General features: G+C 71.6%; 12 protein-coding genes. 4 read left to right on the top strand and 8 right to left on the bottom strand.

The genetic code is table 11. The annotated features are described in order from the left end of the window. The first annotated feature begins 1 nt into the window (after position 1). The 4 genes from nuoL (at position 2) to recQ (ending at position 7,385) form a co-directional block, all read left to right on the top strand. Positions 2–1,948 carry an NADH-quinone oxidoreductase subunit L gene (gene nuoL / locus N8I86_RS17425; RefSeq protein ID WP_263278178.1) on the top strand — a complete coding sequence of 649 codons (1,947 nt, stop codon included), beginning with the start codon at positions 2–4 and terminating at the stop codon, positions 1,946–1,948. 5 nt (positions 1,949–1,953) lie between these two features. Beyond that, complete coding sequence (locus tag N8I86_RS17420) at positions 1,954–3,525, top strand: NADH-quinone oxidoreductase subunit M (RefSeq protein WP_263278177.1); 1,572 nt, start codon at positions 1,954–1,956, stop codon at positions 3,523–3,525. Next, positions 3,522–5,171, top strand: a complete 1,650-nt coding sequence (nuoN, locus tag N8I86_RS17415; RefSeq protein WP_073901866.1) for an NADH-quinone oxidoreductase subunit NuoN — start codon at positions 3,522–3,524, stop codon at positions 5,169–5,171. Before N8I86_RS17420 ends, nuoN begins: the two co-directional genes overlap by 4 nt. A 216-nt stretch (positions 5,172–5,387) precedes the next feature. After that, positions 5,388–7,385 (top strand): DNA helicase RecQ, encoded by a 1,998-nt coding sequence (recQ, locus tag N8I86_RS17410; protein ID WP_263278176.1) that lies wholly within the window; start codon positions 5,388–5,390, stop codon positions 7,383–7,385. A gap of 48 nt (positions 7,386–7,433) precedes the next feature. On the opposite strand, the gene N8I86_RS17405 is transcribed toward recQ, so the two are convergent. The 8 genes from N8I86_RS17405 to fahA form a co-directional block, all read right to left on the bottom strand. Then, positions 7,434–10,202, bottom strand: coding sequence for a fumarate reductase/succinate dehydrogenase flavoprotein subunit (locus N8I86_RS17405; protein WP_404830876.1), 2,769 nt, complete (start codon positions 10,200–10,202; stop codon positions 7,434–7,436). Between the two features lie 11 nt (positions 10,203–10,213). Further along, entirely contained in the window at positions 10,214–11,002 is a 789-nt protein-coding gene (locus N8I86_RS17400) for an ABC transporter ATP-binding protein (protein WP_263278175.1), read from the bottom strand. Then, positions 10,986–11,900 (bottom strand): ABC transporter permease, encoded by a 915-nt coding sequence (locus N8I86_RS17395; protein ID WP_263278174.1) that lies wholly within the window; start codon positions 11,898–11,900, stop codon positions 10,986–10,988. Before N8I86_RS17395 ends, N8I86_RS17400 begins: the two co-directional genes overlap by 17 nt. Beyond that, positions 11,897–13,240, bottom strand: a complete 1,344-nt coding sequence (locus N8I86_RS17390; protein WP_263278173.1) for an ABC transporter substrate-binding protein — start codon at positions 13,238–13,240, stop codon at positions 11,897–11,899. The genes N8I86_RS17395 and N8I86_RS17390 overlap by 4 nt, the downstream gene beginning before the upstream one ends. 35 nt (positions 13,241–13,275) lie before the next feature. Beyond that, complete coding sequence (locus N8I86_RS17385; RefSeq protein WP_053852588.1) at positions 13,276–13,503, bottom strand: 4Fe-4S dicluster domain-containing protein; 228 nt, start codon at positions 13,501–13,503, stop codon at positions 13,276–13,278. 80 nt (positions 13,504–13,583) lie between these two features. Then, the gene (locus tag N8I86_RS17380; RefSeq protein WP_073901871.1) at positions 13,584–14,372 is read right to left on the bottom strand and encodes a GntR family transcriptional regulator; all 789 of its coding nucleotides are present in this window, start codon (positions 14,370–14,372) and stop codon (positions 13,584–13,586) included. A gap of 235 nt (positions 14,373–14,607) precedes the next feature. After that, on the bottom strand, positions 14,608–15,546 hold the full coding sequence (locus N8I86_RS17375) for a M56 family metallopeptidase (RefSeq protein ID WP_263278172.1): 939 nt from the start codon (positions 15,544–15,546) through the stop codon (positions 14,608–14,610). 236 nt (positions 15,547–15,782) lie between these two features. Further along, positions 15,783–17,000, bottom strand: a complete 1,218-nt coding sequence (gene fahA, locus N8I86_RS17370) for a fumarylacetoacetase (RefSeq protein WP_263278171.1) — start codon at positions 16,998–17,000, stop codon at positions 15,783–15,785. Positions 17,001–17,143 lie beyond the last annotated feature (143 nt).

Genomic DNA, 17,143 nt, shown 5'->3' with positions numbered 1-17,143 from the left:
CGTGGAGAACCTGATCGCGCTGCTCATCGCGGCGCCCCTGCTCGGAGCGGCCGTCCTCCTGGTCGGCGGCCGGCGACTCGACCGCGTCGGCCACTGGCTCGGCACCGTCATGTCGACCGCCTCCTTCGTGGTCGGCCTGATCCTCTTCGCCGACCTGCTCGGCAAGGACGCCGAGCAGCGCACACTGACCCAGCACCTGTGGACGTGGATCTCGGTCGGCAGCTTCCAGGCGGACGTCACCTTCCGCCTCGACCAGCTGTCGATGACCTTCGTCCTGCTGATCACCGGCGTCGGCTCGCTCATCCACCTGTACTCGGTCGGGTACATGGAGCACGACGAGCGCCGCCGCCGCTTCTTCGGCTACCTCAACCTGTTCCTCGCGGCGATGCTGCTGCTCGTCCTCGCCGACAACTACCTGCTGCTGTACGTCGGCTGGGAGGGCGTCGGTCTCGCCTCGTACCTGCTGATCGGCTTCTGGCAGCACAAGCCCAGCGCGTCCACGGCGGCCAAGAAGGCCTTCCTGGTCAACCGGGTCGGCGACATGGGCCTGTCGATCGCGATCATGCTGATGTTCACGACGTTCGGCAGCTTCGCCTTCGGCCCGGTCCTCAGCCACACCGGCGACACCTCCGAGGGCAGGCTCACCGCCATCGGCCTGATGCTGCTGCTCGCCGCCTGCGGCAAGTCGGCCCAGGTGCCGCTGCAGTCCTGGCTCGGGGACGCCATGGAGGGCCCGACCCCGGTCTCGGCCCTCATCCACGCCGCGACGATGGTGACGGCGGGCGTGTACCTGATCGTCCGCTCCGGAGCCATCTTCAACGCCGCACCCGACGCGCAGCTGACCGTCACCGTGGTCGGCGCGGTCACGCTCCTCTTCGGTGCGATCGTCGGTTGCGCCAAGGACGACATCAAGAAGGCGCTGGCCGGCTCGACCATGTCGCAGATCGGCTACATGGTGCTGGCCGCGGGCCTCGGCCCCATCGGCTACGTCTTCGCGATCATGCACCTGGTGACGCACGGCTTCTTCAAGGCCGGGCTCTTCCTCGGCGCCGGCTCCGTCATGCACGGCATGAACGACGAGGTCGACATGCGCAGGTACGGCGGCCTGCGCAAGTACATGCCGATCACCTTCATCACCTTCGGCCTCGGCTACCTGGCCATCATCGGCTTCCCGTTCCTGTCCGGGTTCTACTCCAAGGACGCGATCATCGAGGCCGCCTTCGCCAAGGGCGGCACGCAGGGGTGGATCCTCGGCGGTGTGGCCCTGCTGGGCGCCGCCATCACCGCCTTCTACATGACGCGCGTGATGCTGATGACGTTCTTCGGCGAGGAACGCTGGCGCAACCGGCCCACCCGCTCCCCGGAGGCCCCGAGCGCCGAGCCCGCGGCCGAGCACCACGGCGAGCACGCCGAGCCGCACCCGCACGAGTCGCCCAAGGTCATGACGATCCCCATGATCGTGCTGGCCGTCGGATCGGTCTTCGCAGGCTTCTTCTTCCACCTCGGCGACCGCTTCGTGAACTGGCTGGAGCCCGTCACCGGCCACAGCGAGGGCGACTCGCCGCTCAGCGCGACCACCGTCACCGGCGCGACCATCGTCTGCCTGGTCGTCGGCGTCGGCATCGCCTACGCCCAGTACGGCCGCAGGCCCGTCCCGGTCGTCGCCCCGCGCGGTTCGCTGCTCACCCGCGCGGCCCGCCGCGACCTGCTCCAGGACGACTTCAACCACGTCGTCCTGGTGCGCGGCGGCGAGCACCTCACGCGCTCCCTGGTCTACGTCGACCACACCCTGGTCGACGGCGTCGTCAACGGCACGGCGGCCGGCTTCGGCGGCCTGTCCGGACGGCTGCGCCGGCTCCAGAACGGCTTCGCCCGCTCCTACGCGGTCTCGATGTTCGGCGGTGCGGCACTCCTGGTCGCCGCGACCCTGCTGATGAGGGCGGTCTGATACCGATGTCCTTTCCTCTGCTGACAGCGACGGCGGCGCTCCCGGCGCTCGGGGCCGTCGCCACGGCCGCCGTACCGGCCGCACAACGCACCGCCGCCAAATGGCTGGCGCTGGTCGTCTCGCTCGCGACGCTCGCCCTGGCGGCCGTAGTCCTGGTCCGCTTCGACCCCGACGGCGCCCGCTACCAGCTCACCGAGTCCCACCCCTGGATCGCGGACTTCGGGGTGCGTTACGAAGTGGGCGTGGACGGCATCGCGGTGGCGCTGATCGCGCTGACCGCCCTGCTCATCCCGTTCATCGTCCTGGCCGGCTGGCACGACGCCGACCCGCTGGAGACCGGCAGCCGCCGGTGGCGCCCCACCCAGGGATTCTTCGCGCTGATCCTCGCCGTCGAGGCGATGGTGATCATCTCCTTCGCGGCCACCGACGTCTTCGTCTTCTACATCTTCTTCGAAGCCATGCTCATCCCGATGTACTTCCTCATCGGCGGCTTCGGGGACCGTGCCCACGAGCACGGCGAGGAGACGGCGGCCACCCAGCGTTCGTACGCGGCGGTCAAGTTCCTGCTCTACAACCTCGTCGGCGGCCTGATCATGCTGGCCGCGGTGATCGGCCTGTACGTGGTCGCCGGGAACTTCTCCCTCCAGGAGATCGCCGAGGCCCGCGCCAACGGTTCGCTGCACATGGCGACGAGCACCGAACGCTGGCTGTTCCTCGGCTTCTTCTTCGCCTTCGCGGTGAAGGCGCCGCTGTGGCCGCTGCACACCTGGCTGCCCAACGCCATGCAGGAGTCCACCGCCCCGGTCGCCGTCCTCATCACCGCGGTCGTCGACAAGGTGGGCACCTTCGCGATGCTCCGCTTCTGCCTCCAGCTCTTCCCGGAGGCCAGCAAGTGGGCGACGCCCGTGATCCTCGTCCTCGCGCTCATCAGCATCGTCTACGGCGCACTGCTCGCCGTCGGCCAGCGGGACATCAAGCGGCTGGTGGCGTACGCGTCGATCTCGCACTTCGGCTTCATCGTCCTGGGCATCTTCGCGATGACCAGCCAGGGCCAGTCCGGGGCCACCCTCTACATGGTCAACCACGGCATCTCCACGGCCGCGTTGATGCTGGTCGCCGGCTTCCTGATCTCCCGGCGCGGCTCGCGGCTCATCGCCGACTACGGCGGTGTGCAGAAGGTCGCCCCGGTGCTCGCCGGCACCTTCCTGATCGGTGGTCTCGCCACCCTCTCCCTGCCGGGCCTCGCACCGTTCGTGAGCGAGTTCCTCGTCCTGGTCGGCACGTTCACGCGCTACCCGGCCGTCGGCATCATCGCCACCTTCGGCATCGTGCTCGCCGCGCTCTACACCCTCGTCCTCTACCAGCGGACGATGACCGGCCCGGTGAAGCCCGAGGTCTCGGCGATGCCCGACCTCCGCGCGCGTGAGCTCGTGGTCGTCGCCCCGCTGATCGTTATGTTGATCTTCCTGGGCGTCTACCCGAAGCCCGTCACGGACATCGTCAATCCGGCGGTCAAACAGACCATGTCCGACGTCCAGAAGAAGGACCCCAAGCCCGAGGTGGAGGCGGCCAAGTGAGCGCAGCAGCCGTCCACAGCCTGTGGACAACCGCGGCCGACCCGATCTCGAAGATCGACGCGCCGAAGATCGAATACGGACAGCTGTCGCCGACCCTGATCGTCGTCGGCGCCGCGCTGGTCGGCGTGCTCGTCGAGGCGTTCGTCCCGCGCAAGTCCCGCTACTACGCGCAGGTGTTCTTGTCCGTCGTCGCCCTGTGCGCCGCGTTCGCCGCGGTCGTGGCACTCGCGGCCGACGGATACGGCACCACCAAGGCGCACATCGCGGCCATGGGCGCGATCGCGGTCGACGGACCGTCCCTGTTCCTGCAGGGCACGATCCTGCTGGCCGGCCTGGTCGGCCTGTTCACGTTCGCCGAACGCCGCCTCGACCCGGCCGCCCACGGCAACCGGGTCGACTCCTTCGCCGCGCAGGCCGCGTCCGTGCCCGGCAGCGACAGCGAGAAGGCCGCCGTCAAGGCCGGGTTCACCACCACCGAGGTCTTCCCGCTGCTGCTCTTCGCGATCGCGGGCATGCTGGTGTTCCCCTCGGCCAACGACCTGCTGACGCTGTTCGTGGCCCTGGAGGTCTTCTCCCTGCCGCTGTACCTCCTGTGCGCGGTCGCCCGCCGCAAGCGGCTCATGTCGCAGGAGGCCGCGGTCAAGTACTTCCTGCTCGGCGCGTTCGCCTCCGCGTTCACGCTGTTCGGCATCGCCATGCTGTACGGCTACGCGGGCTCCGTGTCGTACGCGCGCATCGCGCAGGTCGTCGACGGCACCGCCGCCGACGTCGACCCGGCGCTCGCCGGCACCATGGGCAACGACGTACTGCTGCTCATCGGCACCGCCCTGGTCGTGATGGGCCTGCTCTTCAAGGTCGGCGCGGTGCCGTTCCACATGTGGACGCCCGACGTCTACCAGGGCGCCCCCACCCCGGTCACCGGCTTCATGGCGGCGGCCACCAAGGTCGCCGCGTTCGGCGCGCTGCTGCGCCTGCTGTACGTCGTCCTGCCCGGCCTGCGCTGGGACTGGCGGCCGGTCATGTGGGCGGTGGCGGTCATCACCATGCTGGGCGGTGCGATCGTCGCCATCACGCAGACCGACATCAAGCGGCTGCTGGCGTACTCGTCCATCGCGCACGCCGGATTCATCCTCGCGGGCGTCATCGCCACGTCGAAGGACGGCGTCTCCTCCGTCCTCTTCTACCTGGCCGCGTACTCCTTCGTGACGATCGGCGCGTTCGCCGTGGTCACGCTGGTGCGCGACGCGGGCGGAGAGGCGACCCACCTGTCGAAGTGGGCGGGACTCGGACGCCGGTCGCCGCTGGTGGCGGCCGTGTTCGCGGTGTTCCTGCTGGCCTTCGCCGGTATCCCGCTGACCTCCGGCTTCGCCGGGAAGTTCGCCGTGTTCAAGGCGGCGGCGGAGGGCGGCGCGGCCCCGCTGGTCGTCATCGGTGTGATCTCCTCGGCGATCGCCGCGTTCTTCTACATCCGTGTGATCGTGCTCATGTTCTTCAGCGAGCCCAGGCCGGAGGGCCCGACCGTGGCCGTCCCCTCACCGCTGACCATGGCCGCGATCGGCGTGGGCGTGGCGGTGACGCTGGTGCTCGGCGTCGCGCCGCAGTACTTCCTGAACCTGGCGAGCCAGGCGGGAGTCTTCGTGCGCTGACGCGCACGGCAGGTCGTACGGCCCCGGTTCCCGCTCGGGAGGGGAACCGGGGCCGTCGCACGTCAGCCGCGTTCCGCCGGACGACCGTCCCCCCGGTGCGGTACGACAAGCACACCAGGCCTGTGGACAACCGTCCGGCACTGTCGGCGCAGGCGCCTATGGTGGACGCAGTGGTCGACGGACGGCACACACGGGGGACCGGCGGGGGACAGGACGATGGGCGCGACGGGCGGAATCAGCGAGATGCCAAGGGTGACCGAAGGGCCGGGCGCGGCCGACAGCGAGGCGCTGGCCACACTGCACCGCGTCTTCGGATACGAGGCCTTCCGGGGCGAGCAGCAGGGGATCATCGAGCACGTGGTGGCGGGCGGCGACGCCGTCGTCCTCATGCCCACCGGCGGCGGGAAGTCCCTCTGCTACCAGATCCCCGCCCTGGTCCGGCCCGGCACCGGCGTGGTGGTCTCACCGCTGATCGCCCTGATGCAGGACCAGGTCGACGCCCTGCGCGCCCTCGGCGTGCGGGCCGGCTTCGTGAACTCCACCCAGGACTTCGACGAGCGGCGCATGGTCGAGGCCGAGTTCCTGGCCGGCGAGCTGGACCTGCTGTATCTGGCGCCGGAGCGGCTGCGCCTGGACACCACGCTCGACCTGCTGTCCCGCGGCAAGATCTCGGTCTTCGCGATCGACGAGGCGCACTGCGTGTCCCAGTGGGGCCACGACTTCCGCCCCGACTACCTCACCCTGTCCCTCCTCGGCGAGCGCTGGCCGGACGTTCCGCGGATCGCGCTGACCGCCACGGCCACGCACGCCACCCACGAGGAGATCACCCAGCGGCTGCACCTGCCGGCGGCCCGCCACTTCGTCGCCAGCTTCGACCGGCCCAACATCCAGTACCGGATCGTGCCCAAGGCCGACCCGAGGAAGCAGTTGCTCGCCTTCCTCCGCGAGGAGCACCCGGGCGACGCCGGCATCGTCTACTGCCTCTCCCGCAATTCGGTGGAGCGCACGGCGGAGTTCCTGACCGCCAACGGCATCGACGCGGTGCCGTACCACGCGGGCCTGGACGCGGCCACGCGCGCCGAGCACCAGTCCCGGTTCCTGCGCGAGGACGGCCTGGTCGTCGTCGCGACCATCGCCTTCGGCATGGGCATCGACAAGCCGGACGTCCGCTTCGTCGCCCACCTGGACCTGCCCAAGTCCATCGAGGGCTACTACCAGGAGACCGGCCGTGCGGGGCGTGACGGTCTGCCGTCCACGGCCTGGATGGCGTACGGCCTGAACGACGTCATCCAGCAGCGCAAGCTGATCCAGTCCGGCGAGGGCGACGAGGCGTTCCGCCGCCGGGCCGCCTCCCACCTCGACGCCATGCTCGCGCTGTGCGAGACGGCCCGGTGCCGTCGCGGCCAGCTGCTCGCCTACTTCGGCCAGGACCCGGACGGGCCGGCCTGCGGCAACTGCGACACCTGCATCACCCCGCCCCAGACCTGGGACGGCACGGTCGCCGCGCAGAAAGTGCTGTCGACGGTGGTACGGCTGCAGCGCGAGCGCGGGCAGAAGTTCGGCGCGATGCAGATCGTCGACATCCTGCTCGGCAAGCGCACGGCCAAGGTGATCCAGTTCGACCACGACCAGCTGTCCGTCTTCGGCATCGGGCAGGACCTCGCCGAGGGCGAGTGGCGGGGCGTCGTCCGCCAGCTGCTCGCCCAGGGCCTGCTCGCGGTCGAGGGGGAGTACGGCACGCTGGTGCTCACTGAGAACAGCGGCTCGGTGCTGCGGCGGGAGCGGGAGGTGCCGCTGCGCAAGGAGCCCGAGAAGCCGGCCGGATCGCGGTCCCGGTCGGGCGGCGGCTCCGGCGGCGACCGCAAGGCCAAGGCCGTCGCCGAGCTGCCCGAGGAGCTCCTCCCCGCCTTCGAGGCCCTGCGTGCCTGGCGGGCCGAGCAGGCGCGGGAGCAGGGCGTCCCGGCGTACGTCATCTTCCACGACGCCACCCTGCGCGAGATCGTCTCCCGCAGGCCCGGCTCGGTGCGCGAGCTGGGCACGGTGAACGGCGTCGGCGAGAAGAAGCTCGCCACCTACGGGGAGGGTGTCCTCGAGGTGCTGGCCTCCCTGAACGGTGCGGCCCCGGCCACCGGACCGGCCCTCTCGGGCGCCGGGGACCCGGAGGACCACTGGCCCGAGCCGGCGGACGAGCCCGAGCCCGACGACTGGATATAGCCCGTCCGTGCGGGCCGCGGTGCGGGTTGCCGCACCCCGTGGGCGAGGTCACAGCCCCCGTGCCGCGTAGGCCCTGACGTCCGCGTCCGAGTCCGCCGTGGCCGTGGCGAGGGCTGCCCGGGCCTGCTCGGTGGACCGGTGCCGGGTCAGTGCCAGCACCGCTGCCTTGCGGACGTCGGCATTAGGGTCGGCGAGCGCCTTCGCGAGGGCGGGAACCGCGGTGCCGGCGGGCGCGGCCGACAGCGCGGTCGCGGCCCCGGACCGCACCTGCCACGCCGGGTCGGACAGGGCGGACACGGCACGGGCGGCAAGCGGCGCCGGGCAGCCGGTGGTGGCCAGCGAGCCGAGCGCGGCGCCGCGCACCAGCGGATCGGCGTCCTCGGTGAGCCGGTCCAGGGTGCCGGTGAGCAGCCCCTGGTCGGACGCGGTGAGGGACTCCGGGCCGACGGCGGCCAGGGCCTTCGCCACGGTGACCCGGACCTCCCGGGAGGGATCGTCCGCGGCGCCCGCAAGCGGCGCGACCGCGTCCACGGAGACGAGTGCCCGCACGGCCTCGGTGCGGACCGTGATGTCGGGATCGTCCAGCGCGGCCGCGAACACCCCGGCGTCACCGAGCCGCAGAGCACGCAGCACATCGAGGGCGGCGGCACGGACCAGCGGGTCGGTCTGGGCGAGCGCGGCCGTGAGGGCGGTGCCCAGGGCGGGCTCGGGCGGCAGGGCCTCGACGAGCTCCCGCAGTGAGGCGGCGGCAGCGGCGCGGACGCCGCCGTCGGAGTCCAGCAGGGCACCGGCGAGCGCCCGACCGGTACCGGGCGGCACGGTCTCGGTCAGCACCGAGACCGCCGTACGGCGGACATCGGCCTCAGTGTCCGCCAAGTAGGACCGCAGTTCCGACAGTTCGGGCTGGGCCTCCGCGAGCTCCAGCAGTTCCAGGAGCCGCGGGGAGGCGGCGGTGTCCCGGGCGCGGGCCGGGTCGGCGGGATCGGCGGCACGAGCGGAGGCCGGCCCGGCGGCGACCGGTGCCACCTCGCGCGGGCCGGCCGTGGCCACGTGCTCCGGAAGAACCTCGCCCACATGCCGGGAGGGGCCGCCGACAGGCGTGAACCCCTCCACCGGCACCAGATAGGGAGCCACGGGACGGGCCGTGAACTCCATCGCACCAGAGGGGGACTTGTGCAGATCGAGATGGTGGAACCAGGAGGCGTCGTCGCGCTCGGGATGGTCGAGACGTTCGTGGTAGAGGCCCCAGCGCGACTCGGTACGGGCCAGCGAGGCGCGGGCGGCCATCTCCGCGCAGTCGCGTATGAAGGAGACCTCCACGCAGCGCATCAGCTCGTGCGGGGTCTGGGCGCCCATCGCGGCGATGTCGACGCGCATCCGCTCGAAGGACTCCAGGGCGAGGGACAGCCGGGCGCCCGACTTGGGCGGCGAGACGTAGTCGTTCACGAAGCGGCGCAGTTTGTACTCGACCTGGGTCTGCGGCGGGCCGTCCGGATGACGCAGCGGACGGTAGATCAACTCGTGCGCCTCGCAGACCTGGTCTCCGGGAAGCTCACCGTCGTAGGCCGTGTACTGCGCGGCGTCCGCGCCCGCGAGGTCACCGAAGACGAAGGCGCCGATCATGTAGTTGTGCGGGACGCAGGCGAGGTCGCCGGCGGCGTACAGACGGGGGACGGTCGTCCGGGCATGGTCGTCGACGCGGACCCCGGAGGCGGAGTGCCCGCCGCACAGCCCGATCTCGGAGATGTGCATCTCGACGTCGTGGGTGCGGTAGTCGTGCCCGCGGCCCGAGTGGAAGGTGCCGCGGGTCGGCCGCTCGGTGGAGTGCAGGATCGACTCCAGCGCGGAGATCGACTCCTCGGGGAGGTGGCTGAGCTTCAGGTAGACCGGGCCCCGGTCGCCCGCGACCTCCGCGGCGAACTCGGCCATCATCTGCCCGGACCAGTAGTCGGAGTCGACGAACCGCTCGCCGTGCCGGTTGACCTGGTACCCGCCGAACGGGTTCGCGACGTAGGCGCAGGCCGGGCCGTTGTAGTCCTTGATCAGCGGGTTGATCTGGAAGCACTCGATGCCGGTCAGCTCGGCGCCGGCGTGGTAGGCCATGGCGTACCCGTCACCGGCGTTGGTCGGGTTCTCGTAGGTGCCGTAGAGGTAGCCGGAGGCGGGCAGGCCGAGCCTGCCGCAGGCGCCGGTCGCGAGGATCACCGCGCCCGCGCGGACGGTGACGAAGGCACCGGTACGGGTGTTGAAGCCGACGGCGCCCACGGCCCGGCCCTCGGCGGTGAGCACCCGGACGGGCATCACCCGGTTCTCGATCCGGATCCGCTCCCGCATCTCGCGCCGCCGCAACTGCCGGTACAGGACCTTTTTGACGTCCTTGCCCTCTGGCATCGGCAGTACGTACGAGCCGGAGCGGTGGACCTGGCGGACCGCGTACTCGCCGTGCTCGTCCTTCTCGAACTTGACCCCGTACGACTCCAGCCGCTGCACCATCGCGAAACCGCGAGTGGCGGTCTGACGGACGGTGGACTGGTCGACGATGCCGTCATTGGCGCGGGTGATCTCCGCGACGTAGTCGTCGGGCTCGGCGCGGCCGGGGATGACCGCGTTGTTGACGCCGTCCATGCCCATGGCGAGCGCACCGGAGTGCCGGACGTGGGCCTTCTCCAGCAGCAGGACGTCCGCGCCCCGCTCGGCGGCGGTCAGCGCCGCCATGGTGCCGGCGGTACCGCCGCCGATGACGAGGACGTCGCAGGTCAGTTCCTCGGCGTCGGCGACGGCGGGAATCTCCGAGGAGGTGGGCGCGGGGGTGGTCACCGGGGTGCCTTTCACGATCCGAGCGAGGTGAGGATGTCGCGGCGCAGCGCCACGCGGGCCGGGGCGTCGAACGCCGCACGGTCCCGCGGGCGCGGCACGTCCCGTACGGCGGCCACCCGGCCGGAGCCGAGCAGCGCCACACGGTCGCCGAGGAAGAGGGCCTCGTCCACGTCGTGCGTGACGAAGACGACGGTCGCGCCGGTGCCCCGCAACACCTCGACCAGCAGGTCCTGCATGCCGGAACGGGTCTGCGCGTCGAGGGCGCCGAAGGGCTCGTCCATGAGGACCGCACGCGGGCTGTCGGCCAGGGCACGGGCCAACTGGGCGCGCTGGCGCTGCCCGCCCGACACACGGTGCGGCAACTGTCCGGCCTGCGCGCTGAGGCCGACCCGCTCCAGCCAGGCCTCGGCCCGGGAACGGCGCTCGCCGCGCGGGACGCCCCTGATGGCGAGCGGGAGTTCGACGTTCCCGCGCAGCGTGCGCCAGGGCAGCAGCGCGTCCTCCTGGAACACCAGCGCGCGGTCGGCCGACGGTCCCGTCAGCAGGTTGCCGTCCGCCTCGGCCCTGCCGCCGAGCGGGGCGAGCAACCCGGCGAGTGTGCGCAGCAGCGTGGACTTGCCGCAGCCGGAGGGGCCGACGACGGTGAGGATCTCCCCGGGGGCGACCTCCAGGTCCACGTCGGTGAGGACCGCAGCGTCCGGGCGGCCGAGGACGGCGCCGCGGAAGGCGAGCCGAGTGCCGCGTTCTCTCTCCGGCGCCGGTGCGACTGGCGCGCTGACGGTCTCAGACGAGGTGCTCATCGCGGGCCTCCTCGGTGTCGTCCTTGCCCTGCTGCTCGGACTGGGGCTGGTGCTCGGCGTCGTCATCGGCGTGAGCGGGGGCGGGGAGCGGACGGGCCGCGCGGGTGCGGCCGCTGGGGACGTACGAGGTGCGGGGCAGCCAGCGGGTCAGTCGCCGGCCGAGGAGTTCCACGGCCGTGGAGGTGAGCCAGCCGAGCACACCGATCGTGACCATGCCGACGAAGACACCCGGGTAGTTGACGATCGTGTAGTCCTGCCAGGTGCGGTAACCGACGCCGTACTGGCCGGAGATCATCTCGGCGGAGATCACGCAGATCCACGACACGCCGATGCCGACCGACAGCCCGCCGAAGATGCCGGGCAGCGCCCCGGGCAGCACGACCGACCCCAGGATCCGCAGCCGGCCGCCACCCATGGTGCGCACCGCCTCCTCCCACACCGGGGTCAGCGCACGGACCGCGTGCCGGGTCGAGACCAGCACGGGGAAATAGGCGGCGGTGCACGTGATGAAGACGATGCCCTGCTCGTTGGAGGGGAACAGGAGGATCGCGACCGGCACGAGGGCGATGGCCGGGATCGGCCGGATCACCTCCAGCACAGGGCCGAGCAGATCTTCGGCGAGGCGCGAGCGGGCGACGAGCACACCGGTGGCCACGCCCAGGACGGCCGCGAGCGCGAAGCCGGTGAGTATGCGGGTGAGGCTGTCGGTCAGATCGGTCCAGTAGTCGGCGCCGGAGACCCGGTCGGCGAAGGCGTGGGCGACATCGGTGACCGTCGGGAACTGCGAGAAACGCAGCCAGAGGTCGACGTCAAGGCTGGTCAGCAGCTGCCACAGGCCCAGGGCGACGGCGAGGGACGCCGTCCGCAGCAGATACCGGGCCAGGGGCCGCCGGGTCATGAGGCCTGCTCCAGGGCCGCACGGTAGGAGACCGTGCGGGCGCCGCCGTGGGCGGAGACGTACTCCTGCGCGGTGTCCGGGGCGACGAACGGCAGCACCTGTCCGCCGTCGGCGACCCAGACCGCCTTGTCGGCGAACCACAGCGTGCCGGTGGTGGTGTCGGGCACGTAGGCGGCGCGGACGGCGTCGCGGTGCCCGGCCACGTAGGCCAGAAGCTTCTTCGGGGTCTTGAAGGAGACCGTCTTCTCACTGCCCTTCACCCACACCTCGCTCGCGGCCGGCGGGGGCGACGCGGCGAGCCGCTTGGCGTACGACGTGCCGAGGGCCTTCTTCACGTACTGGTCGTCCACGAAGGAGTCGACGTCGACGTCCCCGGTGAGTTCGGCGGCCTTCAGCACGGACACGTCCTGCTTCAGCGCGGAGACCAGTTGCGGCTTGACGGCGGGGTCGAAGGTGGCGATGCCGTGCGCGCCGTTGTACAGGTAGACGACCTCGGCGGGCAGTCCGGTGGCCTCGGCGACCTTCTCGGCGGCGGCGACGGGCCGGCCGTTGAGGTAGTCCGTCGCCTGCGCCTGCGCCTTGAGGAAGGCCGTCATGACCGCCGGGTGCTGTTCGGCGAAGTCCTCGCGCGCGGTGACCCCGTGAAAGGTGGGCAGGTTCAGCCGGGCACCGTCGTACAGGGCCTTCGCCTTGCCCTGGTAGGCGAGCAGGCCGGGCCAGGCGACGAACTGGGACAGCGCGTCCACGCTGCCGGCGGAGAGCGCGGAAGCACCCACCGCGGGCTGCTGGTTGAGCTTGGAGATCCCCTTGTTCGGGTCGATGCCGGCGCGCTGCAGGGCCCGTACGAGAGTGCCGTCCGCGGCGGAGCCGATGCTCGTGGAGACCTTCTTGCCTTCGAGGTCCTTCAGCGAGGTGAATTGGGAGTGCGGTGCCGTGACCACGGTGTTGAGGCCGCCGCGCAGGTTGTAGCCGGTGACCGACACCAGGTGGGTGGGGCGGCCGAGCTGTTTGCCGCGGGCCGCGTTGAGCAGCAGCGGGAAGTCACCCATCGAACCGATGTCGATCTTCCCGGCGGTCATCTGGGCGGTGATCGGTGCGCCGGTGGCGTAGTCCTGCCAGTCGACCTTGTAGGTGTGGCCGTCGTGCAGGGAGTTGAGCTGCTTTTCGAAGTACCCGAGGGAACGCAGCAAGGTGCCCGCGGTGACGGTGTTGATCGTCTTGGACTGGTAGCCGACGGTCACGGTGACCGTGGAGCCGCTGCCCGCCTCGGCACTGCCGCCGCAGGCGGACAGGGGCAGGAGGAGAGCGGCGGCGGACAGGGAAACTGCCGTGCGTTTCATGGTGGTCGGGCCTCTCACCGGAGCGGTTCGGAAGGTCAGCGGAGCAGGTAGGGCATGTTGACCGTTACGGCTCCGGTGGGGCAGCGGGCCGCGCACGGGCCGCAGTACCAGCACTCGTCGACGTGCATGTACGCCTTGCCGCTGCTGGTGTCGATGGCCAGGGAGTCCAGCGGGCACATGTCCACGCAGAGGGTGCAGCCGTCGATGCACTTCGACTCGTCGATGGTCACGGGCACGTCGGCCCGCTGGGGCACCAAGGGCATGGCTGTCTCCAGGAAACGTGCAGGCAGGGTCGCGTGCGGGCGGGAATGCGCACACGCGTGGAAGGCGTACGGGCGGCTCGTTACGACCGGTGGAGCAGGCCGCTCATGGTGATGCGGTCGCCGCGGAAGCGGATGAACTCCAGGTCCACGGGCCGGCCGTCGTCGAGATGTGTGAGGCGTTCCAGCATCAGCACGGCGGTGCCGCGCGGGGCCTCGAGCACGGCCGCGGAGTGGGCGTCCGAGTTCACGGCCTCCAGAGTGATCTCGGCGTGGCCCAGAGGCCGGCCGGTGATCGTCTCCAGCAGCCGGAAGACGTCGGTGTTCTCCAGGTCGGCGTCGAGCAGGGCGGTGCCGATGTCGAGCGGGATGTAGGTCAGGTCGAGGGAGAGCGGCAGGCCGTTGAGGCGGCGCAGACGTTCGATGCACAGGACGTCGGCGCCGGCCGCGACGTGGAGACGCTCGGCGACCGGGGCGGGTGCGGGGGAGGGGCCCATGGTGCGGACCTCGTTGGTGACGCGGCCGTGTTCGCGGAGGGTTTCCGCGAGGCCCATCAGACGGTCGAGCCCGTGCGGGTATTTACGGGCGACGACCACGGTGCCGACCCCGGGCAACCGGTCCACCAGACCCTCCGCCCGCAGCAGGTCCAGGGCCTGGCGGACGGTGTTGCGGGTCGCGCGGTAGTCGGTGGCGAGGGTCGACTCGTGGGGGAGGGTGCCGTCCTTGTAGGCGCCGGTGAGGAGTTGCCGGCGCAGCAGGTCGGCGAGCTGCCGGGCCCGGTCCGCACGCAGCCGGCGACGCGTGCGGTGGGCGGCGACGGTGGTCGCTGCGCCCTGACCGGCATGGTCGCGGGGGCGGTCGGTGGGTGGCATGGCTGGAACCATACCGAGAAGGTGGGGAAAGGGGTGTTGCTGAAGTGTTGCGCCAGGTGAGGGGGTGTGGAAAACGCTTCTGACCTGCGCTTTCAGGTGATCCGCGAGGTAGATCTGCCACCGACTCACAACCCGGCGCCGGCTCCGGCCACCCCCCGGTCGCCGGCTCCCACCCCCGCGGCGCCGGTTCCGACAGTGGGCCGGCCGCGACGGCGCCACCGTAACCACCCGCGGATCATGACAGTGCCGTGAGCCCCGGCGCGAAGGTGATGAGCAGGGGCAGCAGGGGCACCAGCGCGGCCACCGTCGTCGTCAGGGCCCGGTGCCGGCGCAGCAGTCGCGGCGGGGGCTCCAGCAGGCGGTCCACGCGCTCGCCGAGGAGGCGGTGGCTGGAGGCGCAGGAGAGGACACCTCGGTGCTGGTTCAGCTCGATCAGGGCGAGGGCCGTGGTGAGGTGCCCGCAGCGCCGGGACGCGGTGTCGTCCGCGGCCAGTTCGACCAGGCGGTGTGTCTGGTCGCAGAAGTGGGCGAAGAGCGGGACGCGCGGGAAGCCCGTGGCGAGTGCGGTGGACAGGTGCAGCAGCCAGTCGTGGTGGGCGCGCGCGTGGCCGCGTTCGTGGGTGAGGACGGCGTCCAACTGGTGGTGCGTGAGCCGGTGCAGGGCCCCCGTGGTGACGACCAGTTGCGGTGGGTGCCCCGGCATCCACCAGGCGTCCGGGTACTCGTCCTCCAGCACCAGCATCGGCCCGCGTGCCGCGGGCAGTCCGGCGGGCAGGTCGGGGGCGCGTTCGCGCAGGTGCGCCCGGGCCTGGCCGCGGCTGCGGCGGGCCTCGACGAGTTCCCGGGCCAGCATCGCCGTCGTCCAGGCGGCCCCGCACGCCAGCAGCAGAGTGAGCACGGCCGCCCACACCGGTGCGGCGGAGAGGTCGTACGCGGCGGTGACGGCGGGAGGGGCGGGGGCGAACACGTGGTCGCGCACGGTGTGGAAGACGGCTGCCGCTCCCAGCACCAGAGCGGTCAGGCAGCACAGCAGGACGGTGGCGACGAGACACTGCCACACCCACAGCGCGACCACGGGATCCCGCTCGGTCCAGGCTGCCCGCGTCAGCGCGCGCGGGATGGGCACGGCGGCCGTCAGAGCGACGACGCTCAGCAGGAGCAGGCAGACGGTCATGCCGGGGCTCCGGTTCCTGGTCGGAGAGGGGTGCGGGTCTCGGTGGTACGGAGAGCGCGGCGCGCGGCGGCGCGCCGCCTGTGGTGCGTGTCCCCGTCAGTATGACGAAGAAGGGCGGCAGGAGTCAGGCCCTCGGACAGCCTGCCGCACCTCTTCCGCAGCGGGCCCGGGCGTCCGCGCCCGGGCCGCGAAGTCCCGCGTTCCCCGGCATGCCGGGCACGGGCTCAGGTGGTGGCTCAGCCCGACACGACGCGCCCGCTGACCTCGCCCAGGGCGACGCGCCGACCGTCGGGACCCGGGGCCCACGCCGACATCGTCACCACGTCGCCGTCCTCCAGGAAGGCCCTCTTGCCGTCGGGGAGCTCCAGCGGGTCGCGGCCGTTCCACGTCAGCTCCAGCAGCGAACCCCGCTGGGCCTCCTCGGGACCGCTGACCGTGCCGGAGCCGTACAGGTCGCCGGTGCGCAGCGAGGCGCCGTTCACCGTCATGTGGGCGAGCTGCTGCGCGGCGGTCCAGTACATGGTCGAGAAGGGCGGCTCCGACACCACGTGGCCGTTGATGGCGACGGAGATCCGCAGGTCGTAGCCGCCGGGCTCGATGTCCGGCGCCGAGTCGTCCAGGTACGGCAGCAGCGGGTACGTGCGCTCCGGGGGCGCCACGCGCGCGTGGTCCAGCGCTTCCAGCGGCGTGATCCAGGCCGACACCGAGGTGGCGAAGGACTTGCCGAGGAACGGGCCGAGGGGGACGTACTCCCAGGCCTGGATGTCGCGCGCGGACCAGTCGTTCAGCAGGCACAGCCCGAAGACGTGCTCGCGGAAGTCGCCGAGCGCGACCGGCCGGCCCAGTTCGGAGGGCGCGCCCACGACGAAGCCGACCTCCGCCTCGATGTCCAGCCGGATCGACGGGCCGAAGACGGGGGCGGGGTCACCGGGGCCCTTGCGCTGGCCGGACGGCCGGATGACGTCGGTGCCCGAGACGACGACCGTGCCGGAGCGGCCGTGGTAGCCGATCGGCAGGTGCTTCCAGTTGGGGGTGATGGAGTCCTCGGCGTCCGGACGGAAGATGTGGCCGACGTTCCGGGCGTGGTTCTCCGAGGCGTAGAAGTCGACGTAGTCGGCCACCTGGAAGGGCAGGTGGAGGGTGACCGTCGACAGGGGGTGGAACAGCGGCTCGATCGTCGGCCGGTGCGCGGACGACGTCACCCACTCCGTCAGGGCGCGCCGCACGTCGGACCAGGTCGCGCGCCCGGCGGCGAGCAGCGCGTCGAGGGTGGGCTGCGCCAGCAGCGAGTGGTGCGGCGAGCCGAGCGCGGCGGCCGCGGCGCCCGCGTCGAGCACGTGGTCCCCGAGCCGGACGCCGACCCTGCGCTCCGTGCTGCCGGAGGGCGAGAACACGCCGTAGGGAAGGTTGTGCGGGCCGAAGGGGTCGCCCTCGGGGACGTCGAAGGGGGGCATGGGGGTACTGCCTCACTCTCATCCGAGCCATGCATGGCGATGCGTTCCATGTGGTCGCGCCACACGTTACGGCTGAGATGCGTGTCTTGGGCAGTGCCTCTCGCAGCTCTTGGGACTGTGCCTCCCGCAGCTCCGGTCGCGCT

Source organism: Streptomyces albidicamelliae (genome assembly GCF_025642175.1).
Taxonomy (GTDB): domain Bacteria; phylum Actinomycetota; class Actinomycetes; order Streptomycetales; family Streptomycetaceae; genus Streptomyces; species Streptomyces albidocamelliae.
This window is presented reverse-complemented; position numbering and strand designations above follow the sequence as displayed.

Excerpts from the sequence above, each read along its gene's own strand:
- N8I86_RS17400 (WP_263278175.1), bottom strand. The coding sequence starts at position 11,002 with ATGAGCACCTCGTCTGAGACCGTCAGCGCGCCAGTCGCACCGGCGCCG.
- fahA (WP_263278171.1), bottom strand. The coding sequence starts at position 17,000 with ATGCCCCCCTTCGACGTCCCCGAGGGCGACCCCTTCGGCCCGCACAAC.
- N8I86_RS17385 (WP_053852588.1), bottom strand. The coding sequence starts at position 13,503 with ATGCCCTTGGTGCCCCAGCGGGCCGACGTGCCCGTGACCATCGACGAG.
- N8I86_RS17380 (WP_073901871.1), bottom strand. The coding sequence starts at position 14,372 with ATGCCACCCACCGACCGCCCCCGCGACCATGCCGGTCAGGGCGCAGCG.
- N8I86_RS17375 (WP_263278172.1), bottom strand. The coding sequence starts at position 15,546 with ATGACCGTCTGCCTGCTCCTGCTGAGCGTCGTCGCTCTGACGGCCGCC.
- N8I86_RS17395 (WP_263278174.1), bottom strand. The coding sequence starts at position 11,900 with ATGACCCGGCGGCCCCTGGCCCGGTATCTGCTGCGGACGGCGTCCCTC.
- N8I86_RS17420 (WP_263278177.1), top strand. The coding sequence starts at position 1,954 with ATGTCCTTTCCTCTGCTGACAGCGACGGCGGCGCTCCCGGCGCTCGGG.
- recQ (WP_263278176.1), top strand. The coding sequence starts at position 5,388 with ATGGGCGCGACGGGCGGAATCAGCGAGATGCCAAGGGTGACCGAAGGG.
- N8I86_RS17390 (WP_263278173.1), bottom strand. The coding sequence starts at position 13,240 with ATGAAACGCACGGCAGTTTCCCTGTCCGCCGCCGCTCTCCTCCTGCCC.